Genomic DNA, 25137 nt, shown 5'->3' with positions numbered 1-25137 from the left:
TCTGTGATCCTCCTGATAAAACATGATTTTTCTCTCTATTTATTCTCTTGCTTCTTATTTAGCTGAGCAATACGGAAACCAACTTAGAAGCGGCGAGAAGCGGCCCCGTACTCCGGCAGGTCAAAGTCTGCAGCAGCGCTCCTTCAAACAACGAGACCACCACTGAAGCCTTATCGGCTGCGAGTTGAGCATCGGCTCCCTCTTCAAGTAAACGCTGCAGAATAACATCCTGCCAATCCATAAATACAGTCTGACATGCTGTTCTAAGCTCCTCGCTAATGCAGGAGGTTTCTACAGCTACCCAGAAGCTGAAGGGTACCATTCCTTTAAAATCAGACTCTTCAGCGTCCCTGACCATCTGATGAATGAATTCCTGAACTGCCTCAATAACAGTTATTTCCTTCTCTACATATTGTCTCAGCTGTCTTACAACAATCTCACTCGTTTTGTTGATACAGGTTAAGGCCAGTTCCTCTTTACCGTGTGGGAAATAATAGTAAAGCGATCCCTTGGGTGAGTCGCTGTCCTTAATAATCTGACTTAAACCCGTAGCATGATAGCCTTGTGTGAAAAATAGTCTTGAAGCGGTATCCACAATCGCTTCACGCGCATTAGGCTTGTTTGACAAGCGGGACACTTCCTTTGCTTTTATAACAATCGGTCTACATAATAGAACCATAAATTCGAGTGATGTGTCAACATTAAATTATTAAAATTTTATTTTCCTGCTTTCTATCACTGCACAAAAATAGTTCAAATATAATATATTTATTTCAATGCGAATAGTGTGGATTTAATAAATGAGATTACTATATTGAAGGGCATTCTACGTCTGCTGGTCAAAATCATTCAAGAATATAAGCAGATAATACCTTTTCTACGGAGGAGGCAAAGCTTTTGCCAGCCCCCCAATCCATCTTCATGATTATGCCTTGCGAGGCTCCTGCCGCGATGAGCCGTATATTCGTCACTCCATGCAGATTATCGGATATAACGATCAGTGCGGCCTGATTGCCCGAACGGAAGAAATAACGCTCATATACCAGCGTTCCAATCGCATAGCCATTCCCCACCTCGTTATACTCTTCATGTAGCAACTCTGAACCTGCGGGCATGCCCTCCTTCACCATAATCAGTGCTTCCACAGGCTGTAGACTTACATTAAAGCTGTAAACGTCCGACAAGAAAACCGCCTCCTTCAGTGATCCGCTGAATTGGATCCAGCGCTCTTACTCCTTCTTTTCTTCTCCGGCAACATCCCAGCGATGCTGGAACTTTTCCAGACGCGGGTGAACATACCCGGGGGCTGCTGACAGTATCAGCCTCAGCTTGATAATCCACTCCTCAAAAGAGGAATACGAAGCAAATTGATTGGCCGTTTCAGGTGTCATATAGAGAAAATAAGGCGAAGGATACACTTCTGTGATGTGACGCAGCGCTGAGTCCAGCGGCGTATACTTCTTCCGCTTGCCTTCCAGACTCTCAACGGTAACGAACGAGCGGCCTTGCTCTCTTTTCCATTCGTGCAGACGGTCTTCCCGTTTGTAAAAAGCCTTCACGGGCTCCTTGCTCATCCGTCTTACAGTTTCTTCATGCAGCGGGTATAACACCAGCTTGGTGAACTTGCGCTCTGTTGCGGTGCGGGCAGCCTGCTCCAGCTCCTGATCCGAAACATGCTCAAACGAATCATAAAACACCAGGGTTCCCTTGCGCTCCGCAGCCGGTGGCTCATAGCCAAAAGGCACGTTCTGTATCTCTCTTTTCATTTTTGGCCTCCTGCTTATCGTATTCTCTCTACAGCATAGCATGCTACAGCAGCAGATACATCATTCAAGGGTTTCCTTATCCGACTCTGTTCCATTTAACCTGCGGTATGCATATGCCGCAGCACCAAGCGTGCCCGCACGGCTCCCCAGCTCAGCCTGAACAATACTGCACTTGCTGCCGGACAGCTTCAGGGCGTGCTCCTTTACCGTCTCACGGACACTGCACAGCAGACGTTCTCCTGCCGCAGACATCCCGCCTCCAATGATGACCGTTTCCGGATTCAGCAAATTAATTATGTTAGATAGTCCAAAACCAAGTAAAACCCCTGTCTCATGCATGACCTCCACCGCCAAAGCATCATTCAGATCATAAGCATCTGAAATCATAAGCGCGGTTATCCGTTCATTGTCCCCACCTGTCCAGGTTTGGATGATACTTGTTCTTCCTTCCGCCAGCTTCTCTTTGAACGTATTCACCATACCAACTGCCGATACGTATCTGCCGAGACAGCCCGAGCTTCCGCAGCGGCAGGGACGGCCTTGCCTGAACATGTTCATGTGGCCGATCTCCCCTGCACTGAATGTGGTGCCGTACACGACCTTGCCGTCGCTTATAATTCCTGAACCGAGTCCCGTTCCCAGAGTCAGCAGAACTACGTTTTTGCACCCTCTTGCTGCTCCATACTGCCATTCCCCATACAGATTCACCCTGACATCATTATCAATAAACACAGGGAAATCGTAAAATGGCTTCATTTCATTCACAATATGTACGTGTTCCCAACCCGGGAAATTTGGAGAAAACAGGGACAAACCCTCATCAGGATCAAGCAGCCCTGGAATCCCCATTCCCATGCAGGCAATACTCTGAAGACCAATCCCGGTGTCTTCGTTCAACTGTTGTACAGCCAGCCGGATACGTTTAAGCACATGTTCCGGTCCTTCGGCAGCTTCCGTGGGTATTGATATTTCTCCAATTGCCGTGAATCCGGCATCAAATAATGCTGCTTTGATATTGGTTCCGCCTAAATCCACACCGATAGTATGCGTTTTCATTTTACACTCCTCCAGTAATAATTATCTCTGTGTTCATTATGAGGAAACACAGTATAAGTGAAAAGCGATTTATATAACATCTTATATTACTTTTGGAACTTCTGGCGGAAGCTTTAGGGGAAATAGAAAAAACAGACCAGCAATGAACACCAGTCTGTCCTAAACTCTATCGGAGAGAAGCTTGACCTATGACCCGGCTCCCTTATACTTTTTGACACCGTAATTCCAGGATAAAAGCCCAATCCCCAGGAATACCGCACCCACCACCGGAGTAAGCAGTGCCATACCCTGCATCTCCTCACGGTGCAGAAACAGTGCCGCCGGGTACACTCCGACAAAAGCAAACGGAATAATCCAAGTAAGCAGTACCTGAATCGCGCGATTGTAGATCGTAACCGGATAACGGCCATAGGTCTGGATATTGTACATCAGCGGCAGAATGCCGGTTGGAGCATCCGAATAAAACGACAATGAGGTTAAAGTCGTATATATCCCTGTATAGATGGCAACCGCACTAAGCGTAAGCACAATAATCATGGGTATGGTCCACCATTCAAAGGGCAGACCGAGATTACTGCCGCTAATTCCCATAATGATCAAACCGATAAACGAACCTACCAATGCCGGAGGGTCCACATTCTCCAGGAAAATCTGGAACAAGTTATGTGCCGGACGGGTCAGGATGCGGTCCATTTCACCTTTCACGATATAGCGCTCGCTGAACCCCCACATATTCACAAAGCAGCTGAAGACGCCAAAAGGCACCATAAAGAAGCCGTATACGAACACCACTTCATTCTGGCTCCAACCACCCAGACTATTGGTATGCATGAAGATAACCAGAATGAAGATAAAGTTGGTTGCTTGAAAAAGAAGATCAGACACCACTTCCACCCAGAAATCAGCACGGTAAGTCAGACGTGTCTTCATATAGTTTTTGATGTATTCAACTAATAAACCCAAGTAATACAACTTCACTCACCCCCCCTGCACGAACAGCCGCTGACGCGACGCGTGATATAGCCAGACAATTGGAACCAGCAGTACTACGAACCAGATGACCTGGATACCCAGCACGTTCCAAATGCCCACCCCTTGCACACGTCCCGTAAATACGGAACCCGGCAGGTAAGTGATGGCTTGAAAGGGCAGAACTTTAAGGATAGAAGATAACCAGTCCGGAAACAGGGTGATCGGTACGATCAGGCCGGAGAAAAGGTCGACCACGACACGCTTCATCCGCATCATACCCTCATTATTCTCGACGAAGAACGCCGATAAGCCCGTTATAATATTGATCTGTGAACTGATCAGGAAGCTAAAAAAGAGCATGACCAGAAATCCGGCCCAAGCTGAAGGTTCTGTCGGCAAATGCACTGGAAACAGCAGAATAGCAATCACCATACCCGGGATCATCAGCATCATAAAGCGGAACATGCCTTCGCCAAGCCCCTGCATCATCTTGACCAGCACGTAGTTATATGGCCGGATGAACTGGATTGCGATGCTTCCGTCCCTGATATCTGTAGAAATCTCCCGGTCCAGATTGTTAAAATAAAACGCCCTAGCCATCCAGGAAACCGCAACATACGTCGTCATCTGGGCGCCTGTAAACCCGCCCAGGGATTCCCCGTCCCCATAGATTGCCTTCCAGGTGAAATAGTTGACACCTATATTTAGGGTATAGATCAGAATACCGGAATAATAATTGATACGGTAAGCGAGCATAGTTAGAAACCGGATGCGGATGAAATCGAAATAAGCACCCAGCAGCAGCCTCCATCCTTTTTCCTGAGGTCCGTCAGCGGAAGAACCTCCAGATGATGAAGTGGCTGCAGCGGATCTAAGCTGTTCAGACATGGATGACCTCTTTCTCATCCTTAAGCGCAAGAATCTTCTCTTCCGGTTTCTCGGCCGAACCTGATTGATAAATGCTGCGGACGATATCATCCGTATTGGTTTCAATGATTTTGATGTCGGTAATGTCTGCTTGACCCACAACTCGTCCAAGTACATCCGAAACGTTCAGCTCCAGCGGAATCCAAACCTTGGCACCCAGATCATTCTCAGATGACCAGGTCACCGGCATTTCTTCTGTCCACTGCATAAGCAGCTCAAGTTTTGTTGGAGCTCCGAATTGGAACTGCACCTCACGCCCTGTACCCCAGCGCTGCTTCAGATCCTCCAGACCGCCATCATAAATGATGCGTCCATCGTCCAGCATAATTACCCGTGAACAGAGCGCTTCAATATCCTGAAGATCATGAGTGGTCAGCAGAATAGTTGTTCCATGCTCGCGGTTCATATCCTTCAAGAACTGGCGGATTTCCGACTTGACCACAATATCCAGTCCAATTGTAGGTTCATCCAGGAACAGTATGGACGGATTATGCAGGAGTGCTGCAACCAGCTCACAACGCATCCGCTGCCCCAAACTGAGTTTGCGGACCGGACGATTCAGCAAATCCTGCAGCTCCAGCCGTTCAACCAGCTCATCCAGCCGTTTCTTAAAATCCAGTTCGGGTACACGGTATACCTTGCGGAGCAACTGGAAGGATTCAATCACACCAATATCCCACCACAATTGGCTGCGCTGTCCGAACACAACACCGATATTCCGCACAAATTTCTCACGTTCCTCATAGGGTATATAGCCTCCCACAGAAAGACTGCCCGAGGTTGGAACCAGAATGCCGGTCAGCATCTTGATCGTCGTGGATTTACCCGCACCATTCTCACCAATATAGCCGCAAATCTCGCCTTGGGGAATGGAGAAGGAGATATCCTTTACAGCTGTAACCTCGGAATATTCCCGTTTAAACAAATCAGCGAAGGCCCCTTTGAGGCCCTCGCGGTTTTTTTGGACTTTGAAGGTTTTGCGCAAGTCCTGCACTTGAATGGCATTCATATTGTACCTCACTAATCTAATTATTAAGTTCAGTACCCCATTATAACATCTCTGAATTATTTGGCTACTCGTCCATCAAAAAAATCAGTGTTCGGCACCGCCTCCAGATGGCCGGAACGGGCCACTTTCGTACGCAGGTATTTCTCATTGAATACGGATACGTCGCCCCATAATGGGATTCGCTTCCCGGTATTCATCCCGGCTGCCTTGAGGGCTTCCATCTTCTTGGGATTGTTCGTAATCAGGGTAACCGGTTTGCTGCGCAAATGCTGCAAGACGCTGATCGCATCTCTGTAGTCTCTGGAATCATCGGCAAAGCCCAACTCCAGGTTGGCTTCTACAGTATCATATCCTTCTTCCTGGAGAATATATGCCATAGCCTTGCTGAACAGCCCGATCCCTCTTCCTTCATGATTAGCCAGGTAGAACAAGGCACCTGATCCGTGCTGCGCAATCATTTTCATTGACTGGCGGAGCTGGAAACCGCAATCGCAGCGTTTGCTGCCAAAGATGTCACCCGTATGGCAAATGCTGTGCATCCGGATCAGCGCTTCATCTGAATCCTCAAAATCACCGTACACGAGCACGCTTGACTGCTGCCCTTCAGCCAGATTCATGGAGGACAGCCGGGAAATCAGCAGTTCCGTTGCTTCTTTGCTGTCGCCACCCTGCAATTCCTCGTCTGTGGCTTTCAGCCAGCTGTACCATTTGAATGTGACGGTTTCCCCGTCCAGATTCACTGGCAGAGTAATAGGACCAACGAGTATATTAGTGGAATCATCCATGGTAATCCGCTTAATTTTATTTTGTAGTATAGATACGATATCTGGTTTGATCATGATTGCACCATCCTAAACATATAGTGTGAATTTTAATATTCCAACTTTATTCCAACCATTTAAGTCGAGTAACTATTTGTAAGTTAGTTTATCATTGTAATATAACTTCGTCAAGTTATAATATATATATAAATATTAATGATTACTTATTGTAAGTTTATGATATAATGAATGCGGAGGTGATCGATATGAATGATTTCGAAATGTGTCCGCGCTTTGAAAAAGCGGTAGATATGCTTAGCAAACGCTGGGTTGCGCTTATAGTATTCGTACTTATGAAAGGTCCCCGCCGTTTTGGTGAAATTGAGAGCTGTCTGTCCAATCTTAGCGGCAAAGTATTGTCCGACCGTTTAAAGGAAATGGAGAACGAGGGCATCATCCAGCGCACGGTGTATCCTGAAATGCCTGTACGGATTGAATACTCTCTGACCAGCAAAGGAATTGCACTGGCACCCATCCTTGGTGAAATTGGCAACTGGTCCACCGATTGGATCGAGATCGGTGCAAACAAGTGAAGTCCAGTCTGCATCCAAAATAGCGCCTTGCCGGTTCCATCTACGGAATCCAGCAGGGCGCTATTTGTTGTATCAATTATTGAAAATACATGTTTACAAATCCTTGTGCTGAAACCGCAGCAGTCCTATCGCAAACACCACAACCGTATACAGAACGGCATACACCACAAATGAATCCGAAGGAACGGAATTAAAGTCTAATAGTGGAAAGGAGCTTGTATTCATATTCACCATCCCACCCAAATCTTTCAGACTGAAAAGCTCCGCTGTCATTTTTTGCTGCAGTCCGTCTGCCGGCATGAGAAGAGACATGATCCCCGTGAGATTATGCAGTGTATGGATTGCTTCTTCCTTCAAGCCTAGCGAACTGCTCAATTTATCGATCATCCCTCCAAGCCAGCCTGCTCCATAGAGCATGGTCATGAAAACCCCATTGCCAAGTGCCGAGAATAAACCCGACCCAAGCATGGATAAGCTGATCAGCAACGGAACTAGAGAAGCAAAGAGCAGAAAAGCTTTTATAAGCGCAGCCCCGTCTCTAGGGATAGAAGCATGTGCATCCGCTATCATTAGAATCGCTGCAAACAAAAGAAAAGCATAGAAAATCCCTAAGGTGACATACCCAAGCCAGCGCCCCAGATACCATTTCCACCGCGGCAATGGGCGAGGCAATAATGCTTGCATGATCCCCTGTTCCGCTTCTCCCGCTATGGAGGAGAAAGAACTAAAAATAGCCAGAAATGCAATAACAAAAGCCCCGAAGAAAAACCCCATGGTCAAAATAAAAGTACCTGTCGTAAAGCTTTCAATCAGGTTTCTCCCATTCTCAATGCTGGTTACACTTCCAGACTCGCTGCTCCCGACAATAGCTGCAACGAACCAGAACGCGATCAGAAAGACAGCAGTCATAACCAGAGTCATGAGCATCACTTTCTTCCGCAGCAGTTCTTTCCAGGTCATTCCCAGTATGGTTCTCATTCCTGCTCCCCCCTATGGCTGAGCCCGGATACAGCATCCAGGAACCATTCTTCCAGTCGTTCTTTTTTACGCGAAACCTCATATAAGGTCATACCCTGTTCAATCATCAGTGAATTTAACCAGCCCACTTGTTCTTCACTCTCGACTTCCGCCTCCAGCCACACCGTGCTTCCTTCGATGGTAGAAGACACAATGATGCCCTCTTCATCCTGATTCCTGTCTACCGCTGCCTGACTGATCTGCAATCCCGAATGATTCTTCAACCAAGACAGCAAAAAAGGCGAAAAGCCGCCCACTTTAAAATGCCAGCTTGTTCGCTTGTTTAATATTTCTGAGACTTTGCCGTGCCGCAGGATCTCGCCGTTATTCAGCAGCGCCATCCGGTCGCACAGCACCTCAACATCTTCAAGCAGGTGAGAGTTGAGAAAAATGGTGATACCCCGCTGCTTTAGCCTTTCCAGTATAGTCCTCACTTCCATACGGCCGATTGGATCAAGTGCCGATGACGGCTCATCCAAAAAAACAAGCTCCGGATCATTCACAAGTGCGCAGGCTAGACCCAACCTCTGCTGCATTCCCTTGGAGTAATGCTTCACACGGTCACGGCCCCGCAGTCCTAACCCTACTTCCTTCAGCAGCTCTGGTATTTTGCGGTCTGCTACAGACTTCTCGATATTGCATAATCGGGCATGGAGTCTAACTACCTCTTCTCCACTCAACCATTCCTGGTACCGGTAAAGTTCCGGCAGATAACCTATCTTCGACTTGGCTGCAAGAGTTCCAATCGGGTGTCCAAAAAGAGTAGCACTTCCGCTGGTCGGACGAATTAAGCCTGCCAGCATTTTAACAAAGGTGCTTTTACCGGCACCGTTGGGACCGAGGAAGCCGAAGGCTTCCCCTTTCTCAACAGTAATAGTTACATCTCTGCAGCCGCGTCCGTTACTATATTCTTTAGTCAGTAATTGCGCTTGGATTGCGGGTACATTCATTGCGTGATCAACTCCTGGAGCTGCTTCATGAATTTCTCTTTGTCCTGATAGAGTGAACCGCCGGAAAAGTCGAACAGCTGCCCATTATTCACCCATGTAGCGCTATAAGCAGGCCCATCGCCATACTCCATAGTTTCCATGATAATCTTTATACCGTTCATTTCAATCTGCTCGGAATGATTCCCTTTGATCACTGGCATAGGCAGGTCTCCGGCCAGAATACTGCTCTGCTGCAGACTGGACTTCAGTTCATCCGGAAGAAGCGGGAAATCAATGACAGCCCGCACAGCCTCTTCTACGTTAATTGAAGGATCTACATTCACCACAGGCGTATTCATCTGCATCAGATTCGCCCAATGATCATCCGTAGAAAAATCATAGCTTACGGATTCTGGAACCGATAGCGTGAGCGGCTTGCCGTCAATGGATTCAGGCAACAGCTCTTTCGCCCCCAGACGTGTCAGCGCCTTATTCACCTCATCCACCTTGAGAGTCAGTGTAATTTGCTGTGAGGAGTTTATATATACGCTTTTAACCTTATCAAAAGCTCCACCGGTCAGCGCAGGGTAGCCCAATTTATCCTGCAATGCATTCACTGGCACCATTCCGCTTAACGTACCGGATGAATAGCTGAATGAGCCAAATTTGTTAACAGCTTCATTAATATTGTCTTCCCCGCTGACCTGATAGAACAAATTCCGCAGATCATCTTCATTGACAGCCGTTACTTCCTGCATTCTGAATTGACCCAATATGGCGGCCATGGCCGTATTGCCTACAGGTGTGGCAAGTACGGCTGCAAATATGGCTACGCCCGCTGCAGCAGTTGCCCATTTCCGGCGGCGGTTCATGGCAAACCGCCGCGGCTTCCGGCTATTGGTTTTTGCCTGTGCTCCGGCGATGTCCGCTGGACTCACTAAAGGCTGCACCTCATTCTTCCTATCACTTGATTCCGCTATGGATGCCGCATGGTCTTCTTCTATGCTAACCTTCTTGACATCCTGCCCCCATGATGCCCATACCGGATTCACCGGCTCAGCAGCAAGCTTATTTTGTAGCTTCGCCCAGGCTTCATCCGAAAGTTGTTTATCGGAATCATATTTCAAAGGATTGGTCATTGGATGGTTCCTCCTAAAAGTTTGATGTACATTAACTGCCTGGATTCGCTTCGTACACGAATCAATCGGTCTGTGGGTATGAATTAACCGCCTGCTGTCTCAGCTTATGGGTTGCCCGGTTAAGCAGTGTTCCGACAACCGGTGGATTTATGCCAAGCTGCCCGGCAATTTCCGAATAGCTGTAGCCCGAGTAGCGCAATAGCAGCGCCTGTCTGTCTCTCTCGGGCAGACCATCCAGCCAAGCCCGGACATCCTCCTGCTCCAGCTTGCTGAGTACAACCTCTTCGCCGGAAGGCGGAGCTGCCTCGGCGCTGAACAGCAGCTCATGCTTATCCTGGAGCCGACGCTCCCTGGTCTTTTTGTTCAAATAGTCATATCCGATCCGGGTGAGTACTCTATGGAGCCAAGCACCCAGCGCATTCGGATCATCCGGCGGGTTGCGGTATAGTCTGAGAAACACATCCTGGGCTAAATCGTCTGCTGCCGACTCATCCCGTACCAGCGCCGCCAACTTCCGCCGCACCACCGGATAGTGTTCATAAAATATAGTTCGAAACATTTCAGTTTCCGGAAATTCCATTGTGTAAATCCTCCTTATCAGCTGCAGCTATAAGTAAGACGAACGCCAAAACGATTTTGTATCAGAGTTAAGTACAATTATCATAACATTTCTAATTTATTGCAGTTGTAAATGCAGAAAAGCAGTATCTCAATAAGTAGATACAAGACGAATAAACCCCGCTAGAATCGTTCCAGCGAGGTAATTGTTTATGTAATCACATTTATGACGTCATCTATCTTGATCCAACCATAATCATATTCCATTTGAATCACTTGACTAGGCTTTTACCATGTCTGACCACAAGCACCCTTATTTTATTTATCCCCCCGTCCTGCCTTCATGTCTGTTCTATACATTTTTTCTGCTTCTACGGGACTTTCTTTTGCTGTCAAATGGTGTGGAATTACTCTGCAAACCTGAACCGGTCCGCCGAATACAGCCGACCTATATTTATCCACATGCTGCTTGGGCAAAGGGCGGTTATAATAGCCGGGCACATATTTATTTATCATTTCCTGAAGCACATGAGTGGCTTCGTCCAAATCCGTAATCGGTTCTGCTTGTCCAAAGATCATTACACTCATATAAGCCGTATCTGTTTTGGCAGGTACCGGATCCGTGATGGTTCCATATGACTCACATACGGTAAAACAAACCTCTGGGTTTTCATTCATGACCTGATTGCGTCTTCCATCTCCGGCCCCATGAAAATAGAGCTTCCCCTGCGTCCATACATAATTTAGCGGTACGACATAGGGAAGATTCCCGTCAACCAATCCCAGATACCCCGTTTTCGCTTGCTGTAGGAAACGATCAATTTTCTCTTGATCCCCACATTCTCTGATTTTGTAACGAACCATATCCATTTTTATATTTCTCCCTTCTATTCCTTAAAGAGTGCGGTAACGACCAGATTGTAAATACCCGTGTTATTACGGTAGTATATCAATGAATGGATTGCATTAAAACATCCAAACTTTACGGTTATACACAATCCATAATTAATGTTTTAGGAGTGAATCTTCTTTTTGGGGGGTATGTTCGATGATGAAAGTAAAACGTAATGATAAAAGACCCATTTGGCAACAATTGCTTGATCAAGCTATTCATAATATCACAAACGGAATCTGGGCTCCGGGAGAATTGCTAATTCCCTCCCGCGAACTCGCTCACATGGTAGGTGTCTCTCGCTCAACAATACAGATCGTCTATGAAGAGTTGCTAAGTCGAGGCTATACGGTTACATCTCGCAGAGGCGGAACGCGAGTTAGTAAATTAAATCTATTCACCGAGTCAACGAAGGAAATAATAGCAGATGGCCCCATTCCCCCCTCGCTTCCCTTGTTGAGCTCAGCGGTTGATCAGCTACATGGCTGGTTCAGAGGCAAAGAACAGTTGGAAGTAGATATTGATTTTAGTCCACACGAACCCTATTTGGATGGGCAATTTCAAAAAAATTGGCGACAATCGCTCATTCATGCATCTGCTGAAATGGATTTATCAAGCTGGGCTTACGGTGACCCCTATGGTTTCACACCATTACGTGAGCAAATCCAGCGGTATTTATCACTTGAACGAGGCATTCATATCCAAACCAATCAGATTCTGTTAACCTCAGGAGCTCAACATAGCATTGACTTAATCGCACAGTCGCTTTTAGCTGACGGGGATACTGTCTCTGTAGAAGATCCTGGTTTTCCAGCTGCCTGGATGGCGATGAAATATCGGCGTATGAATGTAGTCCCTGTACCTGTTGATGAATATGGTCTTGTGGTTGAGCGTATTCATCCCCAATCCAAACTAATCTTTGTGACACCTTCACACCAGTGCGCCATCGGGGTTGTTATGTCGGAGCCACGCAGGCAACAATTGCTACATAAGGCCACTAAAGATCAATTGTGGATCATTGAAGACGATTATGATAGTGAATTTCGATATCGTGGAGAACCGCTTCCAACGCTGTTTAGCCAAGCATCTCAGAATACCTTGTACCTGATGAGCTTTTCAAAAATGATTGCTCCAGGTATTCGTATTTCGGCTATCGTTGGATCTGTCAAAGCGATTGCCCAGCTAGCTAAAGTTCAGGAGCTGACCTACCGCCATCTGCCGATTATGGATCAGCTAACGCTAACCCACTTCATCAAGAACGGGCATTTTATGCGTCATATGAGAAGAGTCCGAAATGTGTACCGGCGAAGACACGAAGCGATGACAAAGGTTATTATGGCTAGTGGTTTAGGAGCGCGTTTCACGCTAAGTGGAGTAGAAACAGGATTGCATATGTTACTAGAAGCTGAAGAGTCATACGACGAAGAAACCATCACAACGTTAGCCATTCAACAGGGGATACGTATATACCCGCTTGGACCTTATTGTCTGGAGAGCAAACGAAGGGGATGGGTGTTGGGGTTTGCACAAGTAGATGAAGCATCAATTGAGAAGGGGATTCATTGTCTTGCGAGTTTGATCTTATAGGGTCAGAATTAAGCTTATATAAACTTGTTACTATTTGTGAAGCTTTTAGGGCCATCCGTTAGGAATGACCCTTTCTTTGATCTTGTTTTATTCAACAGCGAAAAGGATTGTCGTACCTGCATGTAAAATTTATAACTTTCTTGCCCATATAATAGCGCGATTTGTAGCTTCAACAATCGGCTCAGGAACCGGGTCAGCAGAATAATTTTGATAAGTACACTCAATGGTAAACCCGGCATCTGATAGCCAATCGTAAACTTGCGTTTGCGTGGGAATGTGCTTATACCAACGCTTGGGTAAAATGATCTGCTCACCGCTATTTGTGGTGAGCTCCCAGTGACCGGTTCCGGTACAAATCTGGGTTATTGGGTCATACACGCTCCCATAGCTAACACTTTGGCCTGTCGTGCCCAAATCGTCTGTTCCTATGAAAGAGCTACTCTCGTTCAGCCTATTGAACCGGGCTGCTGGATCATATTGAAGGTCAAAATCAATATAAAGATGTCCACCCGTGCGAAGCGCGGCCGCAGCATTTTTAATAAGAGTCTTTTGTGCATCTTTGTAATCGATCTCGCATTCAATGTTAATCAGGACATTACCTGCCATGACTACGACATCATAACCGACACCCCATCCGGCAATTACTGCATCAGCATGGTAACAGCGAATATTCGTTAAACCCGACATTTGGCGATAACATCGCAGGAGCATATGTTCATCGGAATCAAAGCCTGTAACGAAATGATTCGCCTTTGCTAGAGGAACACAGATCCTACCACCACCACAGGCAACTTCAAGTATATTCAGTGGTTGATTGTCTGTTTGCTCTGTAAGTACTTTCAACAGAAAATTCACGTCGTGAGTCTGGTTTTCAAACTGTTCATACACACTAGCATACCAATGTTTTGCAATAAACTCTCTATTCACAGGTTTACCTCCATTTTTTATAGGAGGGTTAAATTATAGTCACCCTCCAAGAAACAAAGCAGGTGGACAAATCTGTCATATTTAATCATCTAACATCATCCTTTCATCATTTAATGGAAAGCGGATAAATAAAAAATGTGTTTCTCTTTGATTATAACCAGGAGATATTTCACAAACAAAGTAAAGATTATTTATACCTATTTCCATCCGTGGGGAGATTTACTCATGCTCCTGTGACGGAACGTAAGAAGAGAACCGCCAGTGACAAAGTTCGGATTCACTTTAAGAATATCCCCGATCCTGAAATTACTAAGAACCCGCATAACCATTGTGGTTGTGCGGGTTCTTAGTTTATATCCGATCATGGAAAACATGATGATGAAAAAAATGAAACCCAACAATACATTGACGTTTAAAACACCCTATTTTTACAGGAGTTTCTTGATGTCATCCTTGATTTGCTCCGATTGTGGACCAAATACGATTTGCACCGCACCCTGACCCAATCTCATTACCCCCGATGCTCCCAGTTGCTTCAGCGCGGCGTCCTTGACTGCTTTCTCATCATTCACAATCAGCCGCAGCCGTGTAATACAGGCATCAATGTTGCGGATGTTGGACGGTCCGCCGATATTCTCCAGGATTTTGACTGCTCTGGAGGATGCGGAGATTTTTGCTCCACTCACATCAGCCTCCAGGATTTCGTCATCAGCTTCATCTTCACGCCCTGGTGTTTTCAAATTGAACTTCACAATAACAAAGCGGAACAAGACATAATATAGTACGAAGAACGCAAGTCCGACCGGAAGCAGGACCCAGGCATTGGTGGAAAGCTTTAGATTTGTCAGGTAATCAATCAAACCCGCAGAGAAACTAAATCCAAGTCTTACATCCAGCAAATACATTAAGGCCATTGAAAGACCTGTTAAAAGCGCATGTACCAAGTACAAAAGCGGAGCGACGAACATGAACGAGAACTCCAAGGGTTCGGTAATACCGGTAAGGATGGAAGCGATAGCTGAACCAATAAATATCGAGGCTACCATTTTCTTTTTTTCAGGTTTTGCCGTGTGGATAAAGGCCAATGCAGCCCCCGGCAAAGCGAACATCATGATTGGGAAGAAGCCCGTTGTGAACATCCCCGCGCTTTTATCACCTGCAAGGAAACGCCATACATCACCATGGATAACCTCCCCGGCAGCATTTGTGAAGTCACCAAGCTGAAACCAGGCAATGGTGTTAATTACATGATGCAGACCGATGGGAACAAGCAGACGGTTTGCTGTACCAAAGACGAATGCCCCAAATGCGCCTAGACTTACAACCCAGTTACCGAAATCACTGATTACATCCTGTACCGGACTCCAGATCATACCGATCAAGACAGCCAGGACCATAGTCGATGCAGCCGTTACAATCGGGACAAAACGTTTGCCGGCAAAGAATCCAAGCCAATCCGGCATTTTGACGTTATGATATTTTTTGTACAGGAAAGCTGCCCACGCCCCGGCAAAAATACCGCCAAGCACGCCCATATCGAGCACAACATCATCCCCAATGAAACCGAAGGTGGCCGGTACAATACCCAATATTTTCGTAAGTACCATATAGGCAATCAATGCGGACAAGGCAGCTACGGCATCCCCTGCAAAACCGATAGCAACACCAACAGCAAAGATCAGTGCCAAATTTCCAAAGATGGCGCCTGCACCGGCGTTCAGAAAGGGGGCAATATACTGATTCAGAAAACCTCCAATGGCACTGCCTAAATGTAAATCCTTTTCATAATCAAGCAGTCCTAATCCTTGCAGAATCGCCGCCGCCGGCAGTGTAGCTACCGGAAGCATCAGTGACTTGCCCAATTTTTGCAGAAAAGCCAACATTCCAATCATCCCCTTGTCTCGTATTTTATTTCGCTACCGTGAATCTGTATGCTTTATTACCTGGATGCCACAGTCAGAATAATGTCTTTGCCAGCAGCAACCGGACCATAGTGGTAATCCATTTCAATATCCGTTTCTTCGTTGCTGGTTACAATGACTGGTGTTATGGTCTGATAGCCTGCCGCCTGTATGAAAGCGATATCAAATTCAATCAGTGTCTGCCCTGCTTTTACTTCATCCCCGATGGTAATATGACTGATGAATCCGCTCCCTTTCAGGCTTACGGTATCCACTCCGATATGCAGCAGCAGCTGGAGTCCGGATGAATGTTCAATAATCACGGCATGACTGGATTTGACCACATGGGCGATTTTTCCGTCAAAAGGGGCCATTAATCTCCCCTCACTAGGTTCTATAGCTATTCCTTTTCCCATATGTCCACCTGCGAAGGTTTCATCCGGCACACCTGATAATGGAACGGCCTGGCCGCTTACCGGAGCATAAATCTCCAGTGCCTTCACTTCGGTAGGGCTCTTTTCTTTTTTCGATTTCCATTTAGCAAACATTGCTTCTCTCTCCTCACTGTTGCTGTTTGTCTAAGGTCTGGAACAAACGCCGCAAATGCATAGCGAGGAAGCAGATTTCTTCTTCCGGAACTTCTGCACCCAGGGATTCCTGCATGACCTTGCCCATTTTTTGGGCCAGCTTGTATTCCTCTTTGTATTCTTTCTGAATATGCTTTACGAACGGATTGTCGATGAGCGAACCCTGCAGAATCCGTTCAATCGTAAATCTTAGATGAATCATCAGCCGGATGTGGTTCATACTGCCATGTGCAAAGGTTAGCTGACGTTCTACCCGAATCATATCCAGCAACTCGCTGACGATATTTGAGGCTTTCACCAACTGGCCAACCGACACATTACTGACCGCAGAATACACATGATAGGTTAGAAATCCCACTTCGTCTTCTGGAATCTGAACCTGAAACTCCGCGCTGATTTTTTCTGCCGCCCTGTAAGCGATCTCAAATTCCTTGGGAAAGGACATTTTGGTCTCCTGAAGGAACGGGTTGACAATGTCCATTCCGTTCCGGAGACGGTAAATGGTGAACTGGATATGGCTGGGGAGCGCCAAATAGATCTTGTCATTCAACTTGCCGGAAAATTCAAGGGCAATATTCGCAATAATATCATCCGTAATTCTCATCACTTTGGGATCTATATCTTCAAGCAGAATCTGATATTGACTCCATTCCTCACGATCCTCCAACCGGAACAATTTCTCAATCCGCTGGTCATTCACATCAATGATTCCTGAATCTTTTACCGCAAATCCAATCCCTTTGCCAATAATCACATATTCTTTGCCCTTTCTGCCTCCTTGTACCATTACAACGTTATTGCCGATCACCCGTAGTACCTCAAACTGCTCATTTTCCTTGGCCAAGGTCCCCCTCCTTTCCATTCATTGTCAGATTTTTTTGCATCAAAAAGAGCCAAGAAAGACTCAAATGAATGAGATCAATTCTTGGCTCATGCCCTTAAAGGTAACACGCCGCTTGCATATAAATGATCATTTATAAAACCATAATAAATCAAACCTATATTTCCGTCAATGGGTTTTTGAAAAGTCAAATCCATCCAACAATCGGCACATCCGTGTAACCACATCCTTAATCACCACAGGCTTGCTGATAAAATCCGAGGCTCCTGCAGCCAGACATTTCTCACGGTCTTCCTTCATCGTTTTGGCTGAAATCGCGATAATGGGAAGTTCAGGCAACTGCAATTCGTCTCGGATAATCGAAAGTGTATCATAACCGTCCAGGTTCGGCATCATGATATCCAGGAGCACAATATCCACTTCAGGCTGTTCTCTGACTATTTGCAGGCATTCGAATCCAGATTGAGCGGTTATAATCCTCATGTCATAGGGCTCCAGCCCTTTTTCCAAGGCATAGATGTTACGGATATCATCATCTACGATCAGAACAGTTTTCTCATGCAGCTTCAAATATTCTCTGTCGAATGGTGTACTGTCCTTCTTAACGGGCATCTCCTGCTGTACTCCCCATTCCGAAGCAGCGGCAGCCGGGGTACTCCAGACATCTGAAATAACGGTATCGAACCCGTCATCTTCTTCACGGCAAGGGAGATACAACGTAAAGGTACTGCCCGTCCCCTCTTTGCTATCAAGCGTTATAGTGCCGCCTAGCAGTCTGGCAAGCTGAAGGGATATGGACAATCCCAAGCCTGTACCGCCGAATTTTCGGGCTGTAGAGCCGTCAGCCTGACGGAACGCTTCAAAGATGATCTTCCGGTTCGCTTCCGAGACACCAATTCCGCTATCTTTTACGGCGAAGGCGATTGCAGGTTCAGCTGTAAGAAGCTGTGACTCCGTTAAGGGTTCAACCCGCTGAATGTTCACCTCCACGAAACCTTTCTCCGTAAATTTAAAAGCGTTAGAAAGTAGGTTCCTCAGGATTTGATGCAATCTCATTTCGTCTGTAAAGAATAAATCAGGAACATCATTCTGAAGTGTTACCTTGAAGTCTATATTCTTCTGCTCAGCAATTTTGTTGAAATAACCCTTCAGCATGGATGGCAATTCAGTAAGGTTGACGGCATCCCGTTCTACCGTCATTTTGCCTGCTTCTACTTTGGACAAATCCAGAATGTCGTTGATCATTGACAGCAACTCACTGCCGGACGAATGAATGACCGCTGCATATCCCAGTTCTTCTTCCGACAGGGACTCATTGCGGTTCTCTGTAAGCAGTTGTGAGAGAATAAGCATACTATTAAGCGGTGTGCGCAGCTCGTGAGACATATTAGCTAAAAATTCAGATTTGTAGCGGGAACTTAGCTCCAATTGTTCATTATACTTTTCCAGTTGAACTGCAGCATTCTCGGCAACGGCCTTCTGATTCTCCAGCTCCCGGTTTATAGTCAGCAATTCCTGTGTATGATTCTGCAATTCCTCAGTTTGTACCTGCAATTCTTCAGACTGTACCTGAAGCTCCTCAGATTGAATCTGCAGTTCTTCGTTCATAACTTGAGATTCTTTATACAAATGCTGGATCTCCATACGCGTCAAAACAGAATTCAAGGTGACCCCCAACATGTTCAGTAACTCGCCAAACAGCTCAAGATGGTATGGGGCCCATTTGGTAAGTGAAGCCACCTCCAGAACGGCTACAGTTTTGTTCTCGAACAAAACAGGAGCAATAACAGCAAATTGGGGTGCGGATCTTCCAAGGCCGGAGTTAATACTTATGTAACCCTCTGGTAAATTCTCAATCCGGCTCAGCCTTTTATCGATCGCACACTGGCCAATGAGGCCTTCACCCGGGCGGATGATTGTCTTCCCGCTCCCGAACTCCTGATTCTCCGAACCGGCATAAGAATACTTCAGTTCAAATTGATCATTCTCACCCAGAACATAAATGACTCCGTACTGCATCTCCAGCATAAAGGACAATCTATTCACAAATGTTCTGCACACTACCGACAAATCGGTCGTTTCCTGAAGCGCTATAGACATTAAAGATATCTGTGCACTGCTCCAGTGATCCCGTTGCACAGTATCCAGAAGTTCATTTGTTGCGTTCCCCAGATCATAGATTTCATCCAGGGTCTTCACTTTGATCCGTTCGGACATATTTCCTCCGCCTGCAATACTCCGGATCGCCTGTATGACACTAAGGAGTGGATTGACAATACTGGCAGAGATCAGGTAGGTCACAAGAGCTGCTAAGAACGCAACCATGGTCCACAGAACATACATGATCATCAAAAGCTTATTGTTACTTGCTTTCAAATTGGTAATACGTTCGCTGGTAAGCTTCCGCTCGTTATCCCGGAAGTACTCTAACTGGGAGCGTATGGAATCAATGATCAGCTTGCCGCTGTCATTACGAAAAAAAGCGTTCAACGCCTCATTCTGCTCATTACGCTTTAGGTCTACTACATATTGTCCCGATGTTTTGATCCATTGAACAATATTCTCTTGGATATCGCTCAAGTTCAATAGCTGATCCGGATTATCCTTAATCATACTGCTTAATTTGGTGTAATTAATCTTCCACTCTGTAGTCCCGCTATCATAAGGAGCCAAATAGCTGGGGTCTCCAGTAAGGGCATAACCCCGCTGACCGGTCTCCATGTCCAGCACATTTTTTTCAATCTGATAGGTAAGCTCATGCAACTTCATATCATGATCGCTCAGAAAAACAGTTTCTTTCTCCAAGGCACTGATCCTACCGGATACTACCAGCAGAAACAATCCCAGCATTAGCAGGATCATGGCATAACCAAGAGCAATTTTTCCGCGGATCTTCAGGCGTAAACCTCGCTTATCAAGCAATGGTCCAACCTCCATCTGGCATTCCAATATATAATCCATTTACACAAGTTATTCTATAATTGTAAATGCTGGCAAATCAGATAACAAGGGGTCCATTTGCTATAAAACGCTGTTATAGATAACTTTCGCTCCGGGGCAGTCTGTCCTTTAATTGTCTTACGTTAGCTTCCAGCTTCAGGATCACATCTTCCAGGTCCATCGGATCAATCCCCCGGATGACCGGTGCGGGTACCGGAACAGCTTCTGCCTTTTGGGCTTTGTCCTTCATTTCGCGAAGCTCAATCTGCTGCTCCTGCCATTTATCCATCAAATCAGCTATTGTAGCATAGAAGCGCTCATAATCCTTGATCACGCTATCCAGAAACGTGTCTACCTCTTCGGCATCATAGCCGCGAAGCTTCATACTGAATTCTTTCTCATGTATGGTGAGTGCGTCGAGTGTAATGCCTAGTTGGCTGAACAGCTTTCTCTGCTTATCCAGTCTGCGTTTCATGTGTTCATCCATGTAAGTAACCTCCAAGTATATAGCGTTTCATCTGGCAGTAATCATTATAACAGGGTAAAAGCAACCTGGAAATATCACTTAGGTTGTAGTTCCTGAGAAAGAAGAGATATGATTCTAGAAATTATCCGCAACAGCTTTGTTCAGAATTCCTAGACAGCGGTCAAGATCTGTCTTGACCTGCTTCTTATACAATCTGGCTTTCTCCTCTCCATCTGTGGTGAAATGATACAGGACGATCTCTTGAAAATCCACCTTGGGATCATTGCCTTTCAACTGCTTGGTCCGGTATAGAATCCCTTGCTGTACCAGTTCATGCAGTGCCCGGTAGATTTCACTCTGAGGAGGGGAATAGCCATGCGTTTTGAAATCTCTCCGCAAATCCTCAAGCATCTGATAACCATACCCCTTGTGCTGTTCGACCATTGTAATCAGATATACTTTGATAAAAGCCCGTTGGGCAATCATAAACGCCATGGGACACCTCCTAATGATGTGTTTCCTTATCTTTCCTGCACAACTCCAGTATAAACACTATTTCCCTGATTTCACAATAAGAAAATCCGAGATAATCCCCTTCCTTGAAACCTGTTATAAGGGTATAAGTACTGTGATAGTTTGAGTGAAATCGTTGATCCTAGAGAGTGTATGTTTTTAAGTTTTTCTATTGTGAATTTTTCATATAATGTAGTAAGGGTAATAGTAACTTTTCCTCCTATATTTTCTACTCGCCTTGTGTTTATCAGATTTCATTTTCTAAAGACAAATCAAAAAGACTGCACCTCAGATATTTTCTGAAATGCAGTCTTTTGAATTTATTTTATCAAACTGCTTCGCCCAATGGCTTCAAAAAGATACTTCGAAGCCTTGCTGGCCTACATCCGGTTGCCGTTGTAGCGGTCCGGGTCGACATCCGCGTTCATAGAACCTCTGTTGCCCATTGAATTTCCCACTGTCGTTTCATCCCTGATAACATCCGGGTTTGTTGCTCCCCGGTCCGTAATGGGATCATTCAGCGTACCATCGCCATACAAGCTGTTATACCTGCCGGCATTCAAAGAGCGGTTGCCCGAAAATACGCTGTGGATATCACGTCCGCGTCCATTATCATCCACCAGTACGAGGATTTTCCCGCTATCCACGTAGCTTTCATATTCTTTGGCTTCATCCTCAGGAATACCCAGTCCTATTAATCCTCCAACGAGACCGCCCGCACCCGCGCCGATTGCTGCGCCTGTAAGAGTAGCCACTATAGGGCCTGCCGCCAGAATAGGACCTATCCCCGGAATAGCCAGTGCCCCGATTCCTGCAAGCAGTCCGGTAATACCGCCAACTACTCCTCCGGTTGCGGCACCGGTTGCTACACCTTCTGGTGCCATGGTTCCTGTATCATCCGATATATTTTTGAGTTCATCCCGGTCACGTGTGATCACTGAGATCTCGTCATTACTTACACCTTGTCGCTGCAGCTCTTCAATTGCTCTGGTCGCTTCTTGTTCTGTGTTGAATACACCTATGATTTTGTCGGTCACTTGAAGCCCTCCTTCGTAATTGTCGTTCGCTACATTATTACCCGATCACATACATCCCAAACAGGGTGTAAGCATTTTCAGTGAAATGACGATGTAAGCAGGGAAGATCGTTTATTTTGAAGGCCGTGTACGGTTTGTAGGGACTGCCTGCAGCGGATCGTCCGGCCAGTAGTGCTTGGGGTAGCGTCCTTTAAGATCTTTTTTGACTTCAAAATAGGTGCTGCGCCAAAAACTGGCGAGGTCCGCCGTCACCTGCACGGGTCTCCTTGCCGGAGAAAGCAGATGCAGCAGTACCGCAACCTTGCCTCCCCCGATCCTTGGTGTATCTACTTGGCCAAACAACTCCTGAAGCCTGACTGCAAGCACCGGTGCCTCCGGGTTACTGTAGTCCACCGGAATCCGTGAACCGCTGGGGACGGTGATATGCGTCGGCGCTTCCTTGTCCAGCATCTGACGGCTGCTCCAATCCAGTAGTCCCTCCAGCGCTCTGGATACAGGCACCCGCTGCAGGTCGCGGAGATTGCGCATCCCCTGAATAAACGGCTGAAGCCATTCCTGAAGGGAGGACAGCAGGGCTTCTTCCGAAGCATCCGGAAAATCTGCCCGCAGCCCGTGCAGGAATACCATCCGCTGTCTCAGCTGGACCGTGCCTTTGTCCCAGGGCAGCAGTTCGAGCCCCTTGCCTTCAATTACGCGAAGCAGTACCTCTTCTGCCTCTTCCGCGGTTGGTCTTTCATGCGAGGTTTCCTTCAGGATCAATGCACCCAGCAGGGTCCGCCTGCGCGCCTGTACACTTCCGCTATCATTATCCCAATAGACTTCGCGCTCATCTATCATATTGCCCTTGTGATGCTTCAGCAAATCTGCTTCAGGCAGCTCTGCGGCCAGCATAATCCGGCTCTGGCCGGCGCGGTCATCGATGCCGGCCGCTACAATATAGGGCGAACGCGTCAGCGGCTGCCCTTCTCTCATGGCCGCCCCCCGGCCACCCGAGAGCAGAAACGCGCCATCGCCGCGTTTTTGCCCGATGCGGTCGGGGTAGGCGAACGACAACAGCAGCCCGGTGAGGCTGATGTTGTCCGGCAGTGCACCCGGCGCAGCCTGCAGCTGCGCCAGGAAGCTCCGGCTCTCGCGCTGCACCGCGCGCAGAGATGCCGGGTCCGCTCCGCCGCTGTCCGCAGCGGAGCGCTCGAACCTCAGCAGCGCCTCCACGCGCAACGTGAGGTCGCTGTCCATTGCCGCGGGACCCCGCCAGAGGTCCCGCTCCTGGAGCAGCGCCGCCAGCCGGCAGGCGAGCGGCGCTGCTCCCAGCTCTGCCGCGCGCAGCAGCATGTGCGCGACGCGGGGGTGCGCGCCGAGCGCGGCCATGCTGCGGCCGTGCGGCGTAATGGCGCCGCCGGCGTCCAGCGCGCCGAGCTGGCGCAGCAGCGCTGAGCCCTGCGCAAATGGCGCAGCAGGCGGCACGTCCAGCCAGAGCAGCGCCGCCGGGGAAGGCGCCCCCCACAGCGCCAGCTCCAGAGCCAGCTGCGCCAGGTCAGTCTCCATAATCTCCGGCACATTGTCATCCGGAAGACGGGCATGATCCTCCCGGCTCCACAACCGGTAGCATACTCCCGGCGCGGTGCGTCCCGCACGGCCCCGCCGCTGGTCGGCAGAAGCTTTGGAGACCGGCACCGTGGTCAGCCGGGGCATGCCCGTGCGCGGCGAGAACACCTGAGTCCGCCGCAGCCCCGTATCGATCACCGTGCGTACCCCCTCGATCGTCAAGCTGGTTTCGGCAATCGAAGTCGCCAGGACTACTTTACGTTCACCAGGTACTGAGGCTGCCACCGCGGCATCCTGCTGCGTCTGTGGCAGCTGCCCATAGAGTGGACGAAGCACCGTACCAGGAGGGAGAGCAACATTTTGCAGTTCACGCTCAGTGCGGCGGATTTCCGCCTCCCCAGGCAGGAAGACCAGCACATCTCCCGGCTGCTCGGCAAGCGCACGGCGGACGGCAGCTGCAGCTGCCTGTTCCAGCTGCCTGTCTCCGGAGCCTGGCAGATAGACCGTTTCCACCGGAAAGGTCCGGCCCGGGCAATCCACAACAGGCACACCTCCGAGGAGAGCTGATACCCTGTCGCCGTCCAGTGTTGCCGACATGATCAGGATCCGCAGATCCTCGCGGAGCACAGCCTGTGCTTCCAGTGTTAACGCCAGTCCCAGATCTGCGTGAAGGCTGCGCTCATGAAATTCATCAAAGATCACAAGCCCAACATCGCCTAGCGACGGATCGCTTTGCAGCATTCGGGTCAATACCCCTTCTGTGACAACGACAATACGGGTATTTTTGCCTACTTTCGTGTCACCCCGCATACGGTAGCCTACCGTTTGTCCGACACTTTCGCCCATGGAAGATGCCATATAGCTCGCTGCCGATCGGGCGGCCAACCTTCTGGGCTCCAGCATAAGTATGGTCTTTCCGGCCAGCCAAACCTCTTCCAAAAAAGCCGGAGGCGTACCGGTTGTCTTCCCCGCGCCAGGCTCGGCTAGCAGAACAGCAGCGGTTGAAGTGTTCAATATGGTTTTCAGCTCAGGGAGCACCTGTGCAATGGGAAGCTGTCTCATCTAATCTCTCCATGTATTCTTATTGTCTAGTATTCCTAATATGATGGGCGAAACCCTAGCAAATTTCAAGCTCTCTGCATACAAAAAAGAGCTACCCTGCCCTTTCGGCCGG

General features: G+C 47.7%; 24 protein-coding genes. 2 read left to right on the top strand and 22 right to left on the bottom strand.

The features are described from left to right. Positions 1 to 58: 58 nt before the first annotated feature. From ACTJKB_RS20785 to ACTJKB_RS20750, 8 genes are all read right to left on the bottom strand, one after another. Entirely contained in the window at positions 59 to 628 is a 570-nt protein-coding gene (locus tag ACTJKB_RS20785) for a TetR/AcrR family transcriptional regulator (RefSeq protein WP_440836268.1), read from the bottom strand. 217 nt (positions 629 to 845) lie between these two features. Then, on the bottom strand, positions 846 to 1184 hold the full coding sequence (locus tag ACTJKB_RS20780; RefSeq protein WP_440836267.1) for a DUF6054 family protein: 339 nt from the start codon (positions 1182 to 1184) through the stop codon (positions 846 to 848). Between the two features lie 45 nt (positions 1185 to 1229). Next, a complete protein-coding gene (locus ACTJKB_RS20775; protein WP_440836266.1) occupies positions 1230 to 1766 on the bottom strand; it encodes a hypothetical protein in 537 nt (178 codons plus the stop codon). Between the two features lie 60 nt (positions 1767 to 1826). Then, positions 1827 to 2822, bottom strand: a complete 996-nt coding sequence (locus ACTJKB_RS20770) for an ROK family protein (protein ID WP_440836264.1) — start codon at positions 2820 to 2822, stop codon at positions 1827 to 1829. 186 nt (positions 2823 to 3008) lie between these two features. Then, complete coding sequence (locus ACTJKB_RS20765) at positions 3009 to 3752, bottom strand: ABC transporter permease (protein WP_440836356.1); 744 nt, start codon at positions 3750 to 3752, stop codon at positions 3009 to 3011. Positions 3753 to 3800: 48 nt separating this feature from the next. Beyond that, positions 3801 to 4595 (bottom strand): ABC transporter permease, encoded by a 795-nt coding sequence (locus tag ACTJKB_RS20760; protein ID WP_440836355.1) that lies wholly within the window; start codon positions 4593 to 4595, stop codon positions 3801 to 3803. Positions 4596 to 4674: 79 nt separating this feature from the next. Continuing rightward, positions 4675 to 5730 carry an ABC transporter ATP-binding protein gene (locus tag ACTJKB_RS20755; RefSeq protein ID WP_440836263.1) on the bottom strand — a complete coding sequence of 352 codons (1056 nt, stop codon included), beginning with the start codon at positions 5728 to 5730 and terminating at the stop codon, positions 4675 to 4677. 56 nt (positions 5731 to 5786) lie between these two features. Continuing rightward, positions 5787 to 6569, bottom strand: coding sequence for a GTP cyclohydrolase II (locus tag ACTJKB_RS20750; RefSeq protein ID WP_074114691.1), 783 nt, complete (start codon positions 6567 to 6569; stop codon positions 5787 to 5789). A gap of 188 nt (positions 6570 to 6757) precedes the next feature. Between ACTJKB_RS20750 and ACTJKB_RS20745 the strand changes: the two genes are divergently transcribed. Beyond that, positions 6758 to 7084 carry a winged helix-turn-helix transcriptional regulator gene (locus tag ACTJKB_RS20745; RefSeq protein WP_074083528.1) on the top strand — a complete coding sequence of 109 codons (327 nt, stop codon included), beginning with the start codon at positions 6758 to 6760 and terminating at the stop codon, positions 7082 to 7084. 93 nt (positions 7085 to 7177) lie between these two features. Here the strand turns inward: ACTJKB_RS20745 and ACTJKB_RS20740 are convergent, their stop codons facing one another. The 5 genes from ACTJKB_RS20740 to ACTJKB_RS20720 all read right to left on the bottom strand — a co-directional run bounded on the left by ACTJKB_RS20740 (position 7178) and on the right by ACTJKB_RS20720 (position 11597). Then, entirely contained in the window at positions 7178 to 8062 is an 885-nt protein-coding gene (locus tag ACTJKB_RS20740; protein ID WP_440836262.1) for an ABC transporter permease, read from the bottom strand. Continuing rightward, positions 8059 to 9051: an ABC transporter ATP-binding protein gene (locus tag ACTJKB_RS20735; RefSeq protein ID WP_440836261.1), complete on the bottom strand. Its 993-nt coding sequence runs from the start codon at positions 9049 to 9051 to the stop codon at positions 8059 to 8061. The genes ACTJKB_RS20740 and ACTJKB_RS20735 overlap by 4 nt, the downstream gene beginning before the upstream one ends. Then, positions 9048 to 10169: a hypothetical protein gene (locus tag ACTJKB_RS20730; protein ID WP_440836260.1), complete on the bottom strand. Its 1122-nt coding sequence runs from the start codon at positions 10167 to 10169 to the stop codon at positions 9048 to 9050. Before ACTJKB_RS20730 ends, ACTJKB_RS20735 begins: the two co-directional genes overlap by 4 nt. Positions 10170 to 10230: 61 nt before the next feature. Next, positions 10231 to 10749 (bottom strand): sigma-70 family RNA polymerase sigma factor, encoded by a 519-nt coding sequence (locus tag ACTJKB_RS20725; RefSeq protein ID WP_440836259.1) that lies wholly within the window; start codon positions 10747 to 10749, stop codon positions 10231 to 10233. 296 nt (positions 10750 to 11045) lie between these two features. After that, the gene (locus tag ACTJKB_RS20720) at positions 11046 to 11597 is read right to left on the bottom strand and encodes a pyridoxamine 5'-phosphate oxidase family protein (protein ID WP_440836258.1); all 552 of its coding nucleotides are present in this window, start codon (positions 11595 to 11597) and stop codon (positions 11046 to 11048) included. A gap of 178 nt (positions 11598 to 11775) precedes the next feature. Between ACTJKB_RS20720 and pdxR the strand changes: the two genes are divergently transcribed. Then, positions 11776 to 13206, top strand: a complete 1431-nt coding sequence (gene pdxR / locus ACTJKB_RS20715) for a MocR-like pyridoxine biosynthesis transcription factor PdxR (protein WP_440836257.1) — start codon at positions 11776 to 11778, stop codon at positions 13204 to 13206. Positions 13207 to 13335: 129 nt separating this feature from the next. Here the strand turns inward: pdxR and ACTJKB_RS20710 are convergent, their stop codons facing one another. From ACTJKB_RS20710 to hrpB, 9 genes are all read right to left on the bottom strand, one after another. Next, entirely contained in the window at positions 13336 to 14133 is a 798-nt protein-coding gene (locus tag ACTJKB_RS20710) for a class I SAM-dependent methyltransferase (protein WP_440836256.1), read from the bottom strand. A gap of 428 nt (positions 14134 to 14561) precedes the next feature. Continuing rightward, positions 14562 to 16016 (bottom strand): N-acetylglucosamine-specific PTS transporter subunit IIBC, encoded by a 1455-nt coding sequence (nagE, locus tag ACTJKB_RS20705; RefSeq protein ID WP_440836255.1) that lies wholly within the window; start codon positions 16014 to 16016, stop codon positions 14562 to 14564. A 56-nt stretch (positions 16017 to 16072) separates the two neighbouring features. After that, the gene (locus ACTJKB_RS20700; protein WP_440836254.1) at positions 16073 to 16582 is read right to left on the bottom strand and encodes a PTS sugar transporter subunit IIA; all 510 of its coding nucleotides are present in this window, start codon (positions 16580 to 16582) and stop codon (positions 16073 to 16075) included. Between the two features lie 13 nt (positions 16583 to 16595). Beyond that, positions 16596 to 17465 (bottom strand): PRD domain-containing protein, encoded by an 870-nt coding sequence (locus ACTJKB_RS20695; RefSeq protein ID WP_440836253.1) that lies wholly within the window; start codon positions 17463 to 17465, stop codon positions 16596 to 16598. Positions 17466 to 17630: 165 nt separating this feature from the next. After that, entirely contained in the window at positions 17631 to 20384 is a 2754-nt protein-coding gene (locus tag ACTJKB_RS20690) for a CHASE3 domain-containing protein (protein ID WP_440836252.1), read from the bottom strand. Positions 20385 to 20496: 112 nt separating this feature from the next. After that, complete coding sequence (locus tag ACTJKB_RS20685; RefSeq protein ID WP_440836251.1) at positions 20497 to 20889, bottom strand: DivIVA domain-containing protein; 393 nt, start codon at positions 20887 to 20889, stop codon at positions 20497 to 20499. A gap of 114 nt (positions 20890 to 21003) precedes the next feature. Continuing rightward, complete coding sequence (locus tag ACTJKB_RS20680; RefSeq protein ID WP_074111706.1) at positions 21004 to 21363, bottom strand: helix-turn-helix transcriptional regulator; 360 nt, start codon at positions 21361 to 21363, stop codon at positions 21004 to 21006. A gap of 398 nt (positions 21364 to 21761) precedes the next feature. Beyond that, entirely contained in the window at positions 21762 to 22418 is a 657-nt protein-coding gene (locus tag ACTJKB_RS20675) for a general stress protein (RefSeq protein ID WP_440836250.1), read from the bottom strand. 111 nt (positions 22419 to 22529) lie between these two features. Next, positions 22530 to 25025: an ATP-dependent helicase HrpB gene (gene hrpB / locus ACTJKB_RS20670; protein WP_440836249.1), complete on the bottom strand. Its 2496-nt coding sequence runs from the start codon at positions 25023 to 25025 to the stop codon at positions 22530 to 22532. Between the last annotated feature and the right edge of the window lie 112 nt (positions 25026 to 25137).

This window comes from Paenibacillus sp. 22594, from assembly GCF_052044425.1.
Taxonomy (GTDB): domain Bacteria; phylum Bacillota; class Bacilli; order Paenibacillales; family Paenibacillaceae; genus Paenibacillus_AQ.
This window is presented reverse-complemented; position numbering and strand designations above follow the sequence as displayed.